The following is a 16,315-nucleotide window of genomic DNA, read 5'->3' on the forward strand; positions in this document are numbered from 1 at the left end:
GCGGTACCTCGATGGAAGAACAGATCGTCGTCATCACTGGCGCGAACGGAGGCATCGGCACGGCAATGGCCGAGACTTTCTCCTTGGCAGGTGCGGTCGTTGTAGGTGCCGATCGCGATGAAGAAGGCTCGATGCCGGTTGACGCTTATTATCAGCTCGATGTGACTGATGAAGCGAAGACGATCGCGACAATCGCCGAAATCATCTCGCAGTACGGTCGGATCGACGTGCTGGTGCATGCGGCCGGCGTTCTCGGGGAAACCAGGGACCCGATGTCGACGAGTACCGCAGAGTTCGCCAACATCATGACTATCAATGCGACAGCCACCTTTACGATCGTTCGCGAAGTCGCTCAATCGATGCTGAACGGTGGGATCAAGGGCTCGATTCTGCTCTTCTCGTCCGTGGCAGCGAAAGAAGGCCGGACGACGTACCTGCCATACAACGCGAGCAAGATCGCAGTACTGCACATCATGTGGTCGATGGCCCAGATCCTTGGACCATCAGGGATCTCGGTGAATGCTGTCACACCCGGACCCGTTGAAACTGACATGTGGGCGAAGTTTGCCAAGTCCGCAGGCGCCGACGTCGAAGCAGCGCTCCAGGCTCGCGCGGAACGCGCATCGCAGTTGCCGATGGGACGCTTCGCCCGTCCTGATGAGGTCGCGAACGCAGCACTATTTCTCACAGACCCTTCGAATCGATACATCACGGGGGTCAGTCTTGACGTCGCTGGCGGCGCGCACCTCGGGATGGGCTCGTAAGACTGGAGGAGCGGCGATGCTTCGTGCCATCGCTGAAGTTGAACCTCGACCACCCAGAGGCGGGGGATGAAGTGCGTATTCGCATCGGCCCGCCGACGATAGCGCGCTAAGACGTACGGTTGGCGCGAGCGAGCGTCATCGGGATGTGCGGGATGCCGTCTTCCTCATACGGACTGCCGGAGCGGAGGAATCCGAACCGCCCGTACCAGTGCTCGAGTTGTGTCTGCGCGTCGAGGGCGATGGGAAGACCGGGCGATCGCTCCCGGCATCGCGCGATCGCAGCCCGCATGAGCTCGGCGGCGTATCCGCGTCCGCGGGCCGACTCAGCGGTGGCCACTCGCCCGATCCGCATCGCGGCGTCGTCCCGGAGGATTCGGAGGGTTGCCACGACTGCGCCGGCTTCCTCGCACCAGAGGAGCTCAGCGCCGGGTTCGATGTCGCGCCCGTCCACTTCTGCGTAGGCAGCTTTCTGTTCGACGACGAAGACGCTCACGCGCAGCCAGAGGATTCGGTACAGGGTGAGGGGATCGATCTCGGACACGGCGGCGCGGCGGAATTCAGGCACCTCTCGACCGTATCGCGCTGGCACGGGCGCGCAGCGCGTAGGCTCCTTGAAATGGGGAGACGAGGACATCGCTTGAGTGGCGATCGGCTGATCAACGTGCGCAGCGTCGCACGTTGGACCCTCGCCGCCGCACTCTCGATGACAGGCGTCGGGCACCTCACCTGGGGCAGACGCGGGTTCCGCATCACTGTCCCCGATTGGGCGACCCGAGTCCTGCGCCTCGACAAGGACGCGATCGTCGTCGCGTCAGGGGTCGTGGAGCTCGCGCTCGCGGGAGCGCTGGTGGCGCTTCCGAAGGAGCGTACGCGCGTCGGCTGGGCGGTCGCGGCGTTCTTCGTCGCCGTCTTCCCCGGCAACGTGCACCAGTGGCGCACCGGACGCTCGGCGCCGCTGCTCGACACCGATGGCCGGCGGCTCTTCCGGCTGTTCCTCCAGCCACTTCTCGTCCTCTGGGCGCTGTGGAGCACCAGCGCGCCGTCCGGACGCCGCTGACATCGGAACCACCCGCGCGATACGGTGTGGTCATGAAGACCGTGCCGTTCGCCACCGCCACCGCTCCTGCCGTCATCGCAGGGATGATGCGCATCAAGGACAAGGAAGACGCCCAGATCCGTGAGCTCTACGGATCCGCCCGCGACGCAGGCATCGACTTCTTCGACCACGCCGACATCTACGGCGGACGGATGCACGCCTGCGAGGAGCGCTTCGCTGAGGCTCTCGCCCTGTCGCCGGCAGAACGCGATGAGATCACCATCCAGACGAAGTGCGGGATCGTCCCGCAGGACGGCACGTTCGACTTCTCCTACGAGCGCATCCTGCGCCAGGTCGACGGATCGCTCCGGGCGCTGAACACCGACCGGATCGACGTACTCCTGCTGCACCGCCCCGACGCCCTCGTCGAGCCGCAGGAAGTGGCTCGTGCGTTCGACGAACTCGAGGCGTCCGGAAAGGTACGCGCGTTCGGCGTCTCCAATCACACCCCTCGCCAGATCGACCTGCTGCGCACAGCGGTGAAACAGCCGCTGGTGGCGAACCAGCTTCAGCTTTCGCTCACCCAGGCGCCGATCATCGCACAGGGCATCGCCGCGAACATGGGCGGCACGGATCAGGCCGTCACTCGGGACGGGGGAGGCGTCCTGGAGTACTGCCGCATCAACGGCATCACCGTCCAGGCGTGGTCACCGATGCAGGCGGCGGCCGGAGCGGGCACGTTCGTCGGGAACCCGGACTACGCCGAGCTGAACGATGTCCTCGATCGGCTCGCCGATCTTCACGGTGTCACACCCACAGGCATCGCGGTCGCCTGGATCACACGACATCCCGCGAACATGCAGGTCGTGATGGGCACCACCACGCCGGAGCGCCTCGTGGCGGCAGCGGCAGGCTCCGATGTCGTGCTCACGCGCCCCGAGTGGTACGAGCTGTTCCGCGCCGCCGGGCACATCGTCCCGTGAGACTCATCCCGGCCGCATCAAGCGCCACCGCCGCGGCGCGGTAGGCTGGGTACGGCAATCACAACAGGAGGCAGCCGTGATCATCAGCTTCATCGTCTACTTGGTGCTCTTCGTGGGCGGCATCGTGCTGATGGGCCTCTCGCACGGCCTTCCTGACTTCCAGGCGCTCGTCTTCTGCGCCGGGCTCGCCGCGTTCTGCCTCTCCATGGCATGGATCATGCGCGCAGGACGCAGCGGCGCCACCCGCCGCTCGAACAACTGGGATGGCGGCCCCTCGGCCTCCTGAGCGGGCTCAGGCCCTCTTCGCGAGCCGTGCCTCGAGGTTCGCCTTCACGGCCGGCCACTCCGGTTCGATGATGGAGAACTCCACGGAGTCGCGCAACGCGCCGTTGCGGTAGCGCGAGATCGCGCGCATCACGCCGTCCTGCTTGGCGCCGAGGCGTTCGATCGCCGCGCGGGACTGGAAGTTCACCCACTGCGTCGTCAGTCCCACGCGGAACACGCCCAGCGTCTCGAAGGCATGGGTGAGCAGCAGCAGTTTCGATTCGGCGTTGGTGCCGGTGCCGTGGGCCGACGGCCGATTCCAGGTGTAGCCGATGTGCAGTCGCGGCACCTCGCCGACCAGGTCGTAGTACGTCGTCATTCCGATCACGCGGCCGGATGCGTCGACGGCGGTGAACGGTACCATCTCGCCGTTCTCCGCCAGTGCCAGCCGGCGGTCGATCTCGGCGGCCACTTCATCAGGGGCGGGCACCGAGGTGTACCAGGCGGTCTGCCAGAGGTCCTTCTCCTGCACCGCCTCCACGAGGGCGTCGTGGTGCGAACGATCCAATGGCTGCAGTTCGACCAGTCGTCCGGTCAGGGTCACGGGGCCGGGCGTGTTGCGAAACTCCATGGCGACAGTCTATGAGCGACAGCTAGGGTGAAAGCATGCCGTTCCTCTCGATCCTCATCATCGCGCTGATGATCGGCGCTCTGATCGACGTGATCACGCGCGACGACTCGCAGGTGAAGTATCTGCCGAAGATGGTCTGGGTCATCATCGTCATCCTGCTGCCGCTCATCGGCAGCGCCCTCTGGTTCGCTCTCGGTCGCGAGTATTCCGGTGGTGGCATATCGATGCCGCGCATGCCGCAGCGTGCTTCGCGTCAGAGCGGTCAGGCGACGCCTCCGGCCCCGTCGTGGTCATCGCCTGCCGAGACCCGCACGACCGAGCAGCAGATCGCCGACCTCGACCGGGAGATCCAGGAGTGGGAACTTCGCCAGCAGATCGAGGCGCGTAAGCGCGAGCACGGCGAACCGGACACGGCGTGACCGGCGTCCGGCGCGCCGTCCTCGGCGGGGGAAGCGGTGCGCTCGGCAGTGCGCTCGCTCGCGCTCTCACCGCCGACGGATACGACGTGCGGGTGATCGGCCGGACCGCCCCCGACGCGCGGTGGGACGACCCCGACGGCATCCTGCGTCTCGTCGACGGCGCGGAGCTCGTGATCGGCCTCGCCGGAAAGTCGGTGAACGCCCGCTACACCGACGCCAACCGGGACGAGATCCTGCGCTCACGTGTGGACACCACCCGCGCTCTGAACGAGGCGATCGCGCGTGCCGAGCATCCGCCGCTCGTGTGGATGAACGCGAGCACGGCGACACTGTACCGCTACGCCCTCGATCGCGCGCAGACCGAGCAGGACACCGACTTCGACACCGGATTCTCGCCCGATGTCGGACGCAACTGGGAGGCCGAGCTCTTCCGCGGCGACCTGCCAGACACACGACGCATCGCGCTGCGCACCACGATCGTGCTCGGTGAGGGTCCGGTCGGCGACGTGCTCTTCCGCCTCGCCCGGTTCGGGATCGGCGGCCCGCAGCACGACGGATGGTGGTTCCCTCACCGTCGCTATCGCGGAATCGGTCCGCATCCGACGCAGCCTCGGCAGTCGGGCGTCCGCTCCCACGGGCGGCAGCGTTTCAGCTGGATCCACGTCGACGACTTCGTCGGCGCGATCCGGTTCCTCCTCGATCACCCCGAGATCGACGGGCCGGTCAACATGGCGGCGCCCGGTGCGGTGGAGAACCGCGAGCTCATGGCCGCCCTGCGCCGCGCCGTCGGCATGCCGTTCGGGCTGCCGGCATGGCGCTTCATGCTCGAACCGGCGATGTGGGTGCTGCGCACCGAGTCCGAGCTGATCCTCAAGAGCCGCTGGGTCGCGCCGGGTGTGCTGACTGAGGCCGGCTACGAGTTCGCGCATCCCGAACTCGACGAAGCCCTCCGCGACATCCGCGCCCGGCGCGTCAACTGAGAGAGTCGTGGACCGCTGCTTCGAGCGTCGGGTGGGCGAACTCGAATCCGGCAGCCGAGAGCGTCTCCGGCAGCACCCACCTGCTCTTGAGGATCAGCTCGGTCTCGGTACGGATGCCGATGGCACCGAGTTCCAGCATCCATCTGGGCATCGGCGGACCGAATCGCACGCCGAGAACGTCTCGCACGGTCGCCATGAACGTGGCGTTGTCCACGGGATGCGGCGAAGCCGCGTTGATGGGACCCTCCAACTCGGGATGTTCCTCGACGAAGTCGATGATCCGAGAGATGTCGTCCAGATGCACCCAGCTGAACTTCTGCCGCCCGCGCTGCGCACCCGGCAGATGCGCCGTCCCGGCAGCCCGGCGGCCTCTGGGCGCCGGCCACCAGCCGTCGTGCTGCGCGCCGCCCAACCCCATCCGGGCGAGTCTCTTCAGCGGGCCGAGCACCCCGCCATGGCCCAGCACTATCGTGCTTCGGAGCGCGACGCGGCGCGTCCGCGGCAGGACATCGGCGAACAGCGCCTTCTCCCACGCCTTCGCGACCTCGACCGAGAACCCGGTTCCGATCTCTCCGCTCGACTCCGTCATAGGACGATCTTCGGCGTGACGGTAGATCGTGGCGGTCGACGAGTTCACCCAGAGTCGCGGCGGGGATGCCGCTTTCGCGATCGCCGCGCTGAGCGACGCGGTCGTCGCCAGGCGGGAGCGGAAGATCTCGGCCCGGTTCTCCGGCGTGTAGCGGCAGTTCACGCTCTTGCCCGCCAGCCCGATCACGAGATCGGCGCCGTCCACCGCCCGAGCTATGCCGGCGTGATCGTCCCAACCGAGGTCAGCGCCGGAACGGGAGATCGTCACGACCTCTCGGCCCTCGGCGCGATACCTGGATTCGAGATGGCGTCCCATGAAGCCGGACGATCCGCCGATCACGACTCTGCCGGTGTTCATCGGATTCGTCCTGCTCAGGGCTCGCGCAGCCGCACCAGCCGTTCGTGCCCGGTCTCCTCGAGCTCCGTGATCTCGTCGCGGGATTTCAGGAAGTCGGAGAACGAGCGGTAGCCGAGGGCCTTCTCGCTGAACGACGGATCCATGCGTCGCATGTGCGTCTTCACCGCAGAGCTGTGCAGCCACTCGTCGGCGTCCGCCTTGTCATGGCCGAGGCGCAGGGCGCGCTCGAGCAGCAGCGTCGCCTCGTCCTGCTCGGTGAGCGCCGTGGGCTCCTGCTCGGCGATCACTTCGGGTTCGGATGGCTTGGCCGCCTTCTTGGCGCGCGTCCGCGGGGCCTTGGCCTTCGCCGGTGCCTCCGCCTCGGCATCCGCGTCGACGTCCGCCTTCGGCGTCACGGCGACCGGTTCCGCCTTGGCCGCGACCTTCTTGGCCGCGGGGCGCACGACGCCGGGCAGCGAATCGTACGACTCGAACTCATCGCACGCGGCGGCCAGCGACTTCGCGGTCGAGCCGGCCACGCCCACGCCGATCACGTAGCGCCCCAGCCGCTTGCAGCGCTGTGCGAGCGGCACGTAGTCGCTGTCACCCGCGACGAGCACCACGTGGGTCAGGTCGGAGAGGCGGAACATGTCTTCCACGGCATCCACGGCGAGGCGGATGTCGGCGCCGTTCTTGGCGTACGCAGCGGCGGGGAAAAGCTGCACGAGGTCGACCGCGCGCGCCACGAGCTGCGAACGGTACTCGGCGTTGACGGGGGAGGACCAGTCGGCGTAGGCGCGGGTGAGCACCAGCGTGCCGAACGACGCGGCGTAGTCGATGATCGCCCCGACCTCGATCATCGCAGCCTTCAGCCGTTCGACGACCTCTGGGTCGTGCGGATTCTCCGCGATGCGCTGACGATCCTTGCCGTAGGCGTTGCGGCCGTGGACGCGGTCGTACCAGGAGATGACGATGTTGTCGAAGTCGAGATAGACGGCGACGCGAGGATCCTGGGTGTCAGCCATGGTCGCGCTCCTCACCGGGGTAGCTCACGCCGATCTGGGAGCGGATCTCGTCGAGCGTGCCCATGATGGCCACGCTCTCCGCGATGGGGAGAACGTCGCCGGCGAAGTTGCCCTCGCTCACGAGCCGTTCGGCGGCGAACGCCTGGTACTGCATGCCGCGTCCCTCGACCTCGGAGGTGTAGGTCTCGCGCACCGTGCCGTCCGGTGCGACCACGCGGAAGGTCGTCGGCGTGTACCAGACCCGGTCGATGTCGATCCGCGCCTCGGTGCCGATGATGGATGCGGCATTGGGGCCGGCCGCTCTGGACGACGACAGGCTCGTGGAGACCGCGCCCCCCTCGTGCGTCATGATCGTCGCGACCTCGGAGTCGGCGCCGGTCTCGACGAGCCGTGCGGTGGCCTGGATGCTCGTCGGTGCACCGAGGACGTCCCAGATGAACGAGATCGGGTAGATGCCGAGATCGAGCAGGGCACCGCCGCCGAGCTTCAGGTCGTTGAGGCGATGCGCGGGGTCGGAGCTGATCAGCTGCGTGTGATCCGCGGTGACGGCGCGGACCTCGCCCAGCGCGCCCTCCGCGAGGATCTCACGGATGCGCACCATGTGCGGCAGGTAGCGCGTCCACATCGCCTCCATCGCCAGCAGGCCGCGTTCGGCCGCGATGCGCTGCAGATCCTCGGCCTCGGCGCGATTGACGGTGAACGCCTTCTCCACGAGCACGTGCTTGCCGTTCTCGAGGGCGAGCTTCGCCCCTGCGTGATGCATCGGATGCGGCGTGGAGACGTAGATGATGTCGACGTCGGGATCCGCGACGAGATCCTCGTACGTGGCGTGCACGTGCGGGATGTCGAATTTCGCGGCGAAAGCGTCGGCGGAGGACTGCGAACGCGAGCCGACGGCGACGAGATCACGCCCGGCGGTGCGCAGATCGGAGGCGAAGGCGGACGCGATGCCGCCGGTTGCGAGGATTCCCCAGCGAAGACCAGTCATGTTCTCAGCGTAGAGCAGTCGCGAGCGCCTCCTGCGGGACGAGCGGGAAGACCTGCTCGGCGATGCGGTCGAGTTCTTCATCCAGCGGCGACGCCTGGATCAGCAGCAGCGTGATGCCGGCCTCGGCGTAGTCGTTGATGCGTTCGGCGACCTGTTCGGCCGTGCCGACGAGGTTCGGGCGCAGCCCGCGCGTGCCGACCGAGTACTCCCGGCGACTGAGCTCGAGCGACAGGTTCGAATGACGGGTGAACTCCTCGAAGGATGCGTAGCCGGGCGAGTCGGGATCCACCGTCGTGATCCGGTCGAGCTCGCGCTGCGCCTCCGCCTCGGTGTCGCGCACGATGACGTACGCCGGCATCCCGAACTCGGCGATAGGACGACCATGGATCCGCTCCGAGCGGGCGTTCATGTCCGCGACGTTGCTGCGCACCTCGTCGAGCGTTCCGCCGTGCATGACGTACGCGTCGGCGAAGTCGGCGATGGCTTCGCGTCCGGAATCGCTCTCACCGCCGGCGAAGACCACGGGGTGCACCTGCGGCTTCGGCTCGACGATCGTGCCCTCGAACTCGTAGTGATCGCCCGCGTACGAGAACGGCGTCTGCTCCCACAGCCCGTTCAGAACCTCGACGAACTCCTTCGCCTGCGTGTACCGCTCGTCGTGCGCGGGGAAGTTGCCGCCGAACTGCCGGGCCTCCTCTGCCCACCACGCGGCCACGACGTTCAACGACACCCGCCCCGGCGCGATGCTGTCGAGCGTGCTGACCGTCTTCGCGAGCACCGCTGGCAGGTGGAAGCCGGGGCGTACGGCCGTCATGACCCGCAGGCGATCCGTGACCGCGAGGATCGCGGCCGACAGCGACCACGCCTCGAGGCTCGGCGCCTCGACGCCCTTGCGATCGTTGAGGTACAACTCCGGCACGAGCGTGGTGTGGAAGCCGAGCCGGTCGGCCTTCACCGAGACCTCGCGGATGTGCTCCCACGTCGCGGCCATCCGCCCCTCGTCCGTGACGTTGCGCAGGAATCCGCCGTATACGGGTGTCCAGTATCCGAGATTGATGCTCATGATGTCTCCTGGTCGGGTGCGCCGCGTGGCGCTGCGGGTGAGGGCGATGCTCAGATGCGCGCGAGCGCGCTGTCGAGGTCTGCGATGAGGTCGCCGGGATCCTCCAGCCCGGCACTCAGCCGGATCGTGTTCAGCGAGATGCCTGCCGCGGCGCGCTGGTGCGCGTTCAGGTGGGAATGGGTCATGGATGCCGGGTGCGAGACGAGGCTGCGCGCATCGCCGATGTTCGCCACCAGGCGGAAGACCTCGAGGGAATCGACCACTTGCGCGACGCGGGTCTGGGCGCCGGAATCCTCGACACCCGCGAGATCGAACGAGAGCACGGAGGGTACGCCCCGCGGCAGGTAGCGTTCGGCGAGCGCGTGCCAGCGGTTGCCGGCGAGGCCGGGGTGGTGGACGGTGGCCACCTTCGGATTCTGCGACAGGTGCTCGGCGATCGTCAACGCCGTCGCGCTCTGACGCGCCACCCTCAGATCGAGCGTCTCGATGCCCTGCAGGATCTGCCACGCGTTGAACGGTGAGAGGGACGGCCCGAGATCGTGCACGTACTTGGACTTCACCAGCGCGGCGAAGGCCTGGCCGATCCCGAAGCGCTCCCAGAGCACAAGCTCGCCGAACCGCGGATACGGAGCCGTGAACTGCGGCCATCGCTCGGGCTGCGCGCCGAAGTCGAACGAGCCCTGATCCACGACGACACCACCGAGCGATGTGCCGTGGCCGGAGAGGAACTTGGTCGCGGAGTGCACGACGAAGTCGGCGCCGTGCTCGCCGGGCCGGATCAGGTACGGCGTCCCCACCGTGTTGTCGATCACGAGCGGTACGCCCGCCGCGTGGGCGATGTCGGCGACGAGGCGGAAGTCGAGCACCTGGGCGATCGGATTCGCGACCGATTCCGCGAAAAGTGCACGGGTGGTCGGGCGGATCGCGGCCCGCCACGCCTCCGCGTCGTCCTGGTCGACGAACGTCACCGCGATGCCGAAGTCGTCGAACGTGTCCTGGAAGAGGTCGACGGTGCCGCCGTACAACTGGTTCGCCGAGACGATGTGTCCGCCGCGGCCGGCGAGTGCCATCAGCGTGACCGCGACAGCCGCCTGGCCGGAGGCGACGGCGACGGCTGATGATCCGCCCTCCAGTGCGGCGACGCGCTCTTCGAGCACCTGCTGGGTGGGGCTGGCGTTGCGGCTGTACAGGTTCCCGGCCCGGCGCAGCGCGAACAGGTCGGCGGCGTCGGCGAGCGAGGCGAACTCGTAGGCGGCGGTCTGATAGATCGGCGGAACCGCGCTGTTCTGGGGGACTCCGGCGGTGTAACCGCCCTGCACCTGCTGCGTCGAGAAAGCGGTCATGCGGCGGCTGCCCCCACCGTGTGCCGCACGACAGGGGCGTGCACGTCGCCGCTGCGCAGCCGCTCGAGCCAGAGCACGACGGATGCCGCGACGCTGCGATGCGACTGGTCGTTCAGCGCGTCGTGCAGGCCGTCGACGGTCTCGATCAGTTCGAGATCGGGCACCGCGCTCAGCAGCGCGCCGGCCTCGGCGATGGGGGAGACCGCGTCTGCGGATCCGTGGAACGCGAGGACGGGCACGGCGATCGCCGCGAGGTCGGGTGCGGCCGGCGTCCGTTCGACGCTCGCGCTGGCAGTGCGCGATTCGGCCGTGCCGAGCACGCCGAGATGGACGGGGCACGCGGTGCGCTGCTCGTCGGTCGGCTCACCGGTGCCGTCGACCTCGACCGGTGTGCCGGCGATGATCGCACCGTCGGGCGTCTCTCCCTGGGAGAGCACCCGCAGGACGGCCGCCGCGCCCGTGTCGGAGCCGACCAGGACCGTCGGCACGTCGTCGATGCCGGCGAGCCAGGCCGCTGCGGCGTCAGCGTCCGCTTCGAACACGGCCACGGTGTAGCCGTCGGCGCTGATGCGCCTCCCGAAACGCTCGTACACGGGTGCGCGCTCGCCGCGGCCCGGGACGACGGCGAGGACGCCGCGCACGCGGGCAGGGGGCGTCCAGATGGCTGCGGGGGAACTCGTGGTCATGCGTCCATAGTGAGCGCTGATCAGGTGCGCACGACACGCATGTGTCGAACTGTTGCAGTCTGTGTCGTCCCGCATCGGTGCTGCTGGTTCGCGGTTGCGTGGCCTTCTACTTTCACATCCATGACTTCACGACACCCCTTCGCGTCACTTGCCGCTCTCAGCGTCGCAGCCCTCGCGTTCACCGGATGCGCCGCGTCTCAGGCGCCGGCCGACGACAGCAGCGGTACCAGCTCGCTCACCTGGGGGTGGCGCCTGCCCACCAGCTGGGACCCGGTGACATCGACCGCCGGCTGGGACACGCATGCGCTGGCGCTCGTGTACGACGGGCTCACGCAGCTCGACACCGAGGGCGAGCCCGTACCGGGACTGGCCGAGTCGTGGGAGTACAACGCGGAGGGCACAGCGATCACCTTCCACCTGCGCGAAGACGCCGCCTTCAGCGACGGCACACCGGTGACGGCCGAGGCCGTGAAGAGCAACCTCGAGCGCGGGCGAGACCAGGAGAACTCCACTCTGGCCGGACAGCTGCGCATCGTCACGGGAATCGACGTCGTCGACGAGCGCACCGTGACGGTGCATCTCGACCAGGCCGACTATCAGGTGCCGTACCTGTTCGCTGGCAAGACCGGATTCATCGTGAACCCGGCGGCCTTCGACGACGTCACCACTCTCGCCACCCAGCCGGAGGGCGCCGGTCCGTTCGCGTTGACCGAGTACGTGCCCAACGCGCACGCGACGCTCGAGAAGAACGACGAGTACTGGAACGCCGACCACATCTTCATCGACGACCTGTCCGTCGTCCCGGTCGCAGACGACGCGACGGCGGTCGCCGGTGTGAACACCGGGCAGTGGGATGTCGCGATCATCCCCGCATCGCAGGCCGAGGCCGCGGAATCCGCCGGTCTCGATGTCGAGGAGATCAAGGCGCTCACCGTCAGGGCCCTGGATGTGAACGGCACGGTGGCGCCGTTCGATGACCAGAGGGTACTGCAGGCGATCAGTCATGCCACCGATCGTCAGGCGCTGATCGATTCCACATACTTCGGGCACGGTACCGCGAACTGGCAGCCTTTCCCGGACGGCTATGTCGCGCACAGCGAGGAGCTGGACGACCTCTACCCGCACGATGTCGACGCCGCGCAGGAGCTCCTCGCCGAGGCGGGCTACCCGGACGGCGTCGACATCACGCTCACCCTCGGTGAGGATGACACGGCGCTCGCCGAGCTGCTGCAGGCGCAGTGGGCCGAAGCGGGCATCCGCGTCACCCTGAACGTGCAGGCGGCGGCCGCGATCTCGCAGAACTACGTGCAGCGCACGTTCCCGTTCGTGCTCGACAGCTACTCGGGGCGGCAGTCACCGCTGCAGGCGCTCGAGGTGCTGTACGGCCCGGAGGGGCTGATGAACCTCGGTCGCCAGACGCCGGCCGAACTCACGGCCGCGATCGACAAGGCACGCGCCACGCCGACGGATGACCCCGCATACGCGGAGACCATCCAGGACGCCGTCGAGGTGGGAGTGAAGCTGCAGCCGAACACCTTCCTGTTCAGCTGGCCGCGCATCCTCATCCACCCCGACGACATCACCGGCATCCAGCACTGGCTCGACGTGCAGCGCTGGGAAGACGTGAAGGTCGAGGGCTGAGACGTGACGACGACCGTGACCGCCGAGGCGCCGCCAGCGCCCGAGATCGAGGACGTGCTGAGTGTGCGTCGCGCGTGGCCCGCGCTGCGCACTGTGCTCGCCACCCTCGGCACGGCGGCCACGGTCTTCGTGCTCGCCACCTTCGCGACCTTCGCGCTGGGAGCGGCGAGCGGATCCAACCCCGCGGCCGTCGCTCTGGGCGAGGTCGCCACGCAGGAGGACATCGACCGCCTGAACCACGTCTTCGGGCTCGACCGTCCGTTCCTGGTGCGCTACTTCGACTGGATCTCCGGCGCCGTCACCGGCGATCTCGGGGCGAGCTGGTTCACGACCATACCCGTGGCGGACAGCATCGCGCAGGCGTTCCCGGTGAGCCTGTCGATCGCCGTCGGGGCGATCCTGCTGGCGCTGCTGTTCGGTTTCGCAGGGGGTCTGCTCGCCGCTGTGAACCGCGGCGGCCCGGTCGATCGCGCCGTGACCCTGCTGACCACTGTGTCCGCGACCGTCCCGGCGTTCGTCGCGGCGATCGCGCTCATCCTGCTGTTCGCCTACGCCATTCCGATCTTCCCCGTCGCGGGCTACGTGCCGCCGGAGAGGGATCTGGGCGGCTGGCTGCTCTGCCTCGTGCTGCCGGCCCTCGCATTGAGCCTGGACGCCGGGGCCGACATCGCCAGGCAACTGCGCACATCGCTCGTGGGCACGCTCAACGAGAACTTCATCATCGGCGCACGGGTGCACGGTCTCAGCCCGGGCCGGATCGTGCTCAGGCACGCGCTGCCCATCGCGTCGACCCCCGCGTTGTCGGTGCTCGGTGTGCATGCGCCCCGACTCGTCGGCGGAGCGGTCATCACCGAGGTGATCTTCGGGATGCCGGGACTCGGTCAGCTCGCCAACCGCGCGGCGCTGCAGGGCGACATCCCCGTCGTCCAGGGCGTGCTGCTCATCACGATCGCCATGGTCGTCGTCATCGGCGTGATCATCAACCTCGTCATCGCCCGCACCGGCGGTACGGATCGGAGTGCCGCATGAACGCCCTGGCCCGCCTGTGGGCGGCCGGATGGACAGTGCGCATAGCGATCCTCGTGATCGTGGGCGTCTTCGTGATCGCCATCGCCGGCCCGGTGCTCGCGCCATACGACCCACTCGGACAGGACACCGCGAGCGCGTTGCAGGATCCGTCGCCCGCTCACCTGCTCGGCACCGACTACCTCGGCCGCGATGTGCTCTCGCGGCTTCTCGCCGGAGCACCCGCCTCGCTGCTGAGCGCGTTCGGGGCGGCGGTCATCGGGCTCCTGATCGGTGCCGTGCCCGGTGCGCTCAGCGCGTTCGCACCGAGGATCGGCGAATGGCTCTCGCTGCGCGTCGTCGATGCCCTGCTGTCGTTGCCGTTCATCCTGTTCGCGATCGTGTTCGCCGCCCTGCTCGGCAACGGTCTCATCCAGGCGACACTGGCGATCGGCATCCTGATCGCGCCGAGCTTCTTCCGCATCGCGCGCGCTGCGACACTGCGGGTGCGCGATTCGCAGTACGTCGAGGCCGCCGCGTTCCTCGGCGGATCGGCGTGGTGGGTGCTGCGCCGGCACGTATGGCGTCAGGTCGCTCCGAACCTCGTCGTCGCATCGGTGTCGGCACTGGGCGGCGCGCTGCTCGCCGTCGCCTCGCTCACCTTCCTCGGCATCGGCGTGCAACCTCCTGCGCCCACCTGGGGCGGGATGCTGTCGAGCGATCTCGGCTACCTCGGCCAGCGGCCGTTCGGTCCGGTGGCGCCTGCACTCGCCATCATCATCACGGTCGGTGCGCTGAACCTGATCGCTGATGCATCCCGCGACGTACTCGGGGCTGATGCCGTGGTCACTCGCTCCGCACGCAAGGAGGCCACCCATGTCTGACGTGCGCATCAGCACCGCTCAGCCGGCGTCGTCGACCGTGCTCAACGAAGCGCTCCCACCCTCGTTCGACGAGAGCTCGCTGGTCAGACCGGCGGTCGCATCGGCGGAGAACCTGGTGATCGCGGCGTCCGACGGCACCGAACTCGTGCACGGCGTCTCGGTCGCCGTGCGCCCCGGGGAGGCGGTGGGAATCGTCGGCGAGTCCGGCAGTGGCAAGACGCTCACCTGCCGGGCGCTGCTCGGCATCCTTCCCGCAGGACTGTCGGTCACGGGCGGGGCTGTGCGCATCGGCGACCAGGATCTCACCCGTGCGTCCGAGAAGACCTGGCGGCGGCTGCGCGGCACTCACGTGGCCGCCGTCTTCCAGGACCCGGCGTCCTACCTCCATCCCGCGATCCCGGTCGGCCGGCAGCTCGAGGAGACCGTGCGCATCACCGCAGGGATTCCGAGGCGCCAGACGCGCGGGCGGGCGCGCGAACTCCTCGACGATCTCGGCATCCGCCGCGTCGATCTCGTGCTGCGTCAGCGGGTCGCCGAGCTCAGCGGGGGGATGCTGCAGCGCGTACTCATCGCGATGGCGCTCGCCGCGGATCCGGCCGTGCTCATCGCCGATGAGGCGACGACCGCGCTGGATGTCACCGTGCAGGCCGAACTGCTCGAGCTGCTGAAGCGGTTGCGGGTCGAGCGCGACCTCGCGCTCATCCTGGTCTCGCACGATCTCGCCGTCGTCTCGCAGATCTGCGAGCGGGTGCAGGTGTTCCGTGACGGAAAGGTCGTGGAGGCAGGGGCCACGTCGCGTGTGCTGCGTGCGCCGGGACACCCGTACACGCGCGAGCTGCTGTCCGCGCATGCCGCCTACGGACTGGAGAGGTATCTCGCATGAGCGGAGACGGATCGGTGCTCGAGCTCGACGAGGTCTCGGTCGACTACGGGCGGGTGCGCGTGCTCGACGGCGTCTCGCTGACGATCAGACCCGGCGAGGTCGTCGGCGTGGTCGGCGAGTCGGGTTCCGGCAAGACGACGCTCGCCCGCACCGTGCTGCGCGCCGTCGCGCCGGCCGAGGGGCGCGTGAGCGTGGCAGGGCGCGACGTCACCCGGGTACGCGGCGCGGCACTGCGCGCCTGGCGCCGCTCCGGCGCCGTGCAGTACGTGTTCCAGGACCCGCTGCGTTCGCTTGACCCGTCCGTCGCTGTCGCCGACTCGATCGTGGAGGGACTGCGGATCGCCAGGGTGCCCGCAGCGGATGCCGCGCGCCGCCGCGCCGCGGCTCTCGATGCCGTCGGGCTCGACGAGGACCTCATATCCCGGCTGCCGTCGGGACTCTCCGGCGGGCAGCGTCAGCGCGCAGCGATCGCCAGGGCGCTCGTCGTCGAGCCCCGGCTGCTCGTGCTCGACGAGCCGGTCAGCGCCCTGGATGCGGCGAGCCGCGACCGGGTCGTGCAGGCTCTCATCGCGTTGCGCGATCAGCGGGGGAGCGACCTGGCGATGCTCGTGATCTCGCATGACATCGGTTCGCTGGCGGCCATGAGCGACCGGCTGGTGGTGCTGAACCGCGGCCGCATCGTCGAGGACGGTCCGACCCGGCAGGTCGTAGCGCGTCCGGAGCACCCGTACACGAGACGTCTCATCGATTCCGTCCCCCTCATCCACACGCCATCCGCCAACCGCCCCTGAACAC

At 68.5% G+C, this 16,315-nt stretch carries 19 protein-coding genes; 11 read left to right on the forward strand and 8 right to left on the reverse strand.

Translation table 11 applies throughout. The features are described 5' to 3' along the window. Positions 1 to 11: 11 nt before the first annotated feature. Positions 12 to 764, forward strand: a complete 753-nt coding sequence (locus tag ACNPNP_RS18790) for an SDR family NAD(P)-dependent oxidoreductase (RefSeq protein ID WP_448967557.1) — start codon at positions 12 to 14, stop codon at positions 762 to 764. A gap of 106 nt (positions 765 to 870) precedes the next feature. On the opposite strand, the gene ACNPNP_RS18795 is transcribed toward ACNPNP_RS18790, so the two are convergent. Continuing rightward, positions 871 to 1,329 (reverse strand): GNAT family N-acetyltransferase, encoded by a 459-nt coding sequence (locus ACNPNP_RS18795; protein ID WP_448967558.1) that lies wholly within the window; start codon positions 1,327 to 1,329, stop codon positions 871 to 873. Positions 1,330 to 1,467: 138 nt separating this feature from the next. Here ACNPNP_RS18795 and ACNPNP_RS18800 point away from each other — a divergent pair, with 138 nt between their 5' ends. The 3 genes from ACNPNP_RS18800 (at position 1,468) to ACNPNP_RS18810 (ending at position 3,069) form a co-directional block, all read left to right on the forward strand. Beyond that, the gene (locus ACNPNP_RS18800; protein WP_448967799.1) at positions 1,468 to 1,821 is read left to right on the forward strand and encodes a DoxX family protein; all 354 of its coding nucleotides are present in this window, start codon (positions 1,468 to 1,470) and stop codon (positions 1,819 to 1,821) included. Between the two features lie 32 nt (positions 1,822 to 1,853). Beyond that, positions 1,854 to 2,783 (forward strand): aldo/keto reductase, encoded by a 930-nt coding sequence (locus tag ACNPNP_RS18805; protein WP_448967559.1) that lies wholly within the window; start codon positions 1,854 to 1,856, stop codon positions 2,781 to 2,783. A gap of 76 nt (positions 2,784 to 2,859) precedes the next feature. Then, entirely contained in the window at positions 2,860 to 3,069 is a 210-nt protein-coding gene (locus ACNPNP_RS18810; RefSeq protein ID WP_448967560.1) for a hypothetical protein, read from the forward strand. Between the two features lie 6 nt (positions 3,070 to 3,075). Here ACNPNP_RS18810 and ACNPNP_RS18815 read toward each other — a convergent pair whose 3' ends face one another. Next, complete coding sequence (locus ACNPNP_RS18815; RefSeq protein WP_448967561.1) at positions 3,076 to 3,678, reverse strand: GNAT family N-acetyltransferase; 603 nt, start codon at positions 3,676 to 3,678, stop codon at positions 3,076 to 3,078. 35 nt (positions 3,679 to 3,713) lie between these two features. Here ACNPNP_RS18815 and ACNPNP_RS18820 point away from each other — a divergent pair, with 35 nt between their 5' ends. Next, a complete protein-coding gene (locus ACNPNP_RS18820) occupies positions 3,714 to 4,097 on the forward strand; it encodes a PLD nuclease N-terminal domain-containing protein (RefSeq protein ID WP_448967562.1) in 384 nt (127 codons plus the stop codon). Further along, positions 4,094 to 5,077, forward strand: a complete 984-nt coding sequence (locus ACNPNP_RS18825) for an epimerase (RefSeq protein WP_448967563.1) — start codon at positions 4,094 to 4,096, stop codon at positions 5,075 to 5,077. The genes ACNPNP_RS18820 and ACNPNP_RS18825 overlap by 4 nt, the downstream gene beginning before the upstream one ends. Here the strand turns inward: ACNPNP_RS18825 and ACNPNP_RS18830 are convergent. Genes ACNPNP_RS18830 through ACNPNP_RS18855 form a run of 6 tightly spaced genes read right to left on the reverse strand, consistent with a single transcriptional unit; the run spans position 5,070 to position 11,107 of the window. Next, positions 5,070 to 6,023: an epimerase gene (locus ACNPNP_RS18830; RefSeq protein ID WP_448967564.1), complete on the reverse strand. Its 954-nt coding sequence runs from the start codon at positions 6,021 to 6,023 to the stop codon at positions 5,070 to 5,072. The two genes, ACNPNP_RS18825 and ACNPNP_RS18830, sit on opposite strands and share 8 nt — an antisense overlap. A gap of 14 nt (positions 6,024 to 6,037) precedes the next feature. Then, positions 6,038 to 7,027: an NYN domain-containing protein gene (locus ACNPNP_RS18835; RefSeq protein WP_448967565.1), complete on the reverse strand. Its 990-nt coding sequence runs from the start codon at positions 7,025 to 7,027 to the stop codon at positions 6,038 to 6,040. Beyond that, positions 7,020 to 8,015, reverse strand: coding sequence for a Gfo/Idh/MocA family protein (locus ACNPNP_RS18840; protein ID WP_448967566.1), 996 nt, complete (start codon positions 8,013 to 8,015; stop codon positions 7,020 to 7,022). Before ACNPNP_RS18840 ends, ACNPNP_RS18835 begins: the two co-directional genes overlap by 8 nt. Before the next feature lie 4 nt (positions 8,016 to 8,019). Continuing rightward, a complete protein-coding gene (locus tag ACNPNP_RS18845) occupies positions 8,020 to 9,078 on the reverse strand; it encodes an LLM class flavin-dependent oxidoreductase (protein WP_448967567.1) in 1,059 nt (352 codons plus the stop codon). Between the two features lie 50 nt (positions 9,079 to 9,128). Further along, positions 9,129 to 10,421: an O-acetylhomoserine aminocarboxypropyltransferase/cysteine synthase family protein gene (locus ACNPNP_RS18850; protein ID WP_448967568.1), complete on the reverse strand. Its 1,293-nt coding sequence runs from the start codon at positions 10,419 to 10,421 to the stop codon at positions 9,129 to 9,131. Beyond that, positions 10,418 to 11,107 carry an alpha/beta hydrolase gene (locus tag ACNPNP_RS18855; RefSeq protein WP_448967569.1) on the reverse strand — a complete coding sequence of 230 codons (690 nt, stop codon included), beginning with the start codon at positions 11,105 to 11,107 and terminating at the stop codon, positions 10,418 to 10,420. Before ACNPNP_RS18855 ends, ACNPNP_RS18850 begins: the two co-directional genes overlap by 4 nt. 120 nt (positions 11,108 to 11,227) lie before the next feature. Here ACNPNP_RS18855 and ACNPNP_RS18860 point away from each other — a divergent pair, with 120 nt between their 5' ends. From ACNPNP_RS18860 to ACNPNP_RS18880, 5 genes are read left to right on the forward strand one after another with little or no spacing between them, the layout of a single operon-like run. Next, on the forward strand, positions 11,228 to 12,748 hold the full coding sequence (locus tag ACNPNP_RS18860) for an ABC transporter substrate-binding protein (protein ID WP_448967570.1): 1,521 nt from the start codon (positions 11,228 to 11,230) through the stop codon (positions 12,746 to 12,748). A gap of 3 nt (positions 12,749 to 12,751) precedes the next feature. After that, on the forward strand, positions 12,752 to 13,777 hold the full coding sequence (locus ACNPNP_RS18865; RefSeq protein WP_448967571.1) for an ABC transporter permease: 1,026 nt from the start codon (positions 12,752 to 12,754) through the stop codon (positions 13,775 to 13,777). Then, positions 13,774 to 14,637 (forward strand): ABC transporter permease, encoded by an 864-nt coding sequence (locus tag ACNPNP_RS18870; protein ID WP_448967572.1) that lies wholly within the window; start codon positions 13,774 to 13,776, stop codon positions 14,635 to 14,637. Before ACNPNP_RS18865 ends, ACNPNP_RS18870 begins: the two co-directional genes overlap by 4 nt. Then, positions 14,630 to 15,520, forward strand: a complete 891-nt coding sequence (locus ACNPNP_RS18875) for an ABC transporter ATP-binding protein (RefSeq protein WP_448967573.1) — start codon at positions 14,630 to 14,632, stop codon at positions 15,518 to 15,520. Before ACNPNP_RS18870 ends, ACNPNP_RS18875 begins: the two co-directional genes overlap by 8 nt. Then, positions 15,517 to 16,311 (forward strand): ABC transporter ATP-binding protein, encoded by a 795-nt coding sequence (locus tag ACNPNP_RS18880; protein ID WP_448967574.1) that lies wholly within the window; start codon positions 15,517 to 15,519, stop codon positions 16,309 to 16,311. Before ACNPNP_RS18875 ends, ACNPNP_RS18880 begins: the two co-directional genes overlap by 4 nt. Positions 16,312 to 16,315 lie beyond the last annotated feature (4 nt).

Source organism: Microbacterium xerophyticum, from assembly GCF_053543555.1.

What these genes read in the sequence shown, in the direction of transcription:
- ACNPNP_RS18860 (WP_448967570.1), top strand. Translation starts at nt 11,228, where the DNA reads ATGACTTCACGACACCCCTTCGCGTCACTTGCCGCTCTCAGCGTCGCA.
- ACNPNP_RS18805 (WP_448967559.1), top strand. Translation starts at nt 1,854, where the DNA reads ATGAAGACCGTGCCGTTCGCCACCGCCACCGCTCCTGCCGTCATCGCA.
- ACNPNP_RS18845 (WP_448967567.1), bottom strand. Translation starts at nt 9,078, where the DNA reads ATGAGCATCAATCTCGGATACTGGACACCCGTATACGGCGGATTCCTG.
- ACNPNP_RS18790 (WP_448967557.1), top strand. Translation starts at nt 12, where the DNA reads ATGGAAGAACAGATCGTCGTCATCACTGGCGCGAACGGAGGCATCGGC.
- ACNPNP_RS18800 (WP_448967799.1), top strand. Translation starts at nt 1,468, where the DNA reads ATGACAGGCGTCGGGCACCTCACCTGGGGCAGACGCGGGTTCCGCATC.
- ACNPNP_RS18875 (WP_448967573.1), top strand. Translation starts at nt 14,630, where the DNA reads ATGTCTGACGTGCGCATCAGCACCGCTCAGCCGGCGTCGTCGACCGTG.
- ACNPNP_RS18855 (WP_448967569.1), bottom strand. Translation starts at nt 11,107, where the DNA reads ATGACCACGAGTTCCCCCGCAGCCATCTGGACGCCCCCTGCCCGCGTG.
- ACNPNP_RS18880 (WP_448967574.1), top strand. Translation starts at nt 15,517, where the DNA reads ATGAGCGGAGACGGATCGGTGCTCGAGCTCGACGAGGTCTCGGTCGAC.
- ACNPNP_RS18830 (WP_448967564.1), bottom strand. Translation starts at nt 6,023, where the DNA reads ATGAACACCGGCAGAGTCGTGATCGGCGGATCGTCCGGCTTCATGGGA.
- ACNPNP_RS18850 (WP_448967568.1), bottom strand. Translation starts at nt 10,421, where the DNA reads ATGACCGCTTTCTCGACGCAGCAGGTGCAGGGCGGTTACACCGCCGGA.
- ACNPNP_RS18840 (WP_448967566.1), bottom strand. Translation starts at nt 8,015, where the DNA reads ATGACTGGTCTTCGCTGGGGAATCCTCGCAACCGGCGGCATCGCGTCC.
- ACNPNP_RS18820 (WP_448967562.1), top strand. Translation starts at nt 3,714, where the DNA reads ATGCCGTTCCTCTCGATCCTCATCATCGCGCTGATGATCGGCGCTCTG.
- ACNPNP_RS18815 (WP_448967561.1), bottom strand. Translation starts at nt 3,678, where the DNA reads ATGGAGTTTCGCAACACGCCCGGCCCCGTGACCCTGACCGGACGACTG.
- ACNPNP_RS18835 (WP_448967565.1), bottom strand. Translation starts at nt 7,027, where the DNA reads ATGGCTGACACCCAGGATCCTCGCGTCGCCGTCTATCTCGACTTCGAC.
- ACNPNP_RS18870 (WP_448967572.1), top strand. Translation starts at nt 13,774, where the DNA reads ATGAACGCCCTGGCCCGCCTGTGGGCGGCCGGATGGACAGTGCGCATA.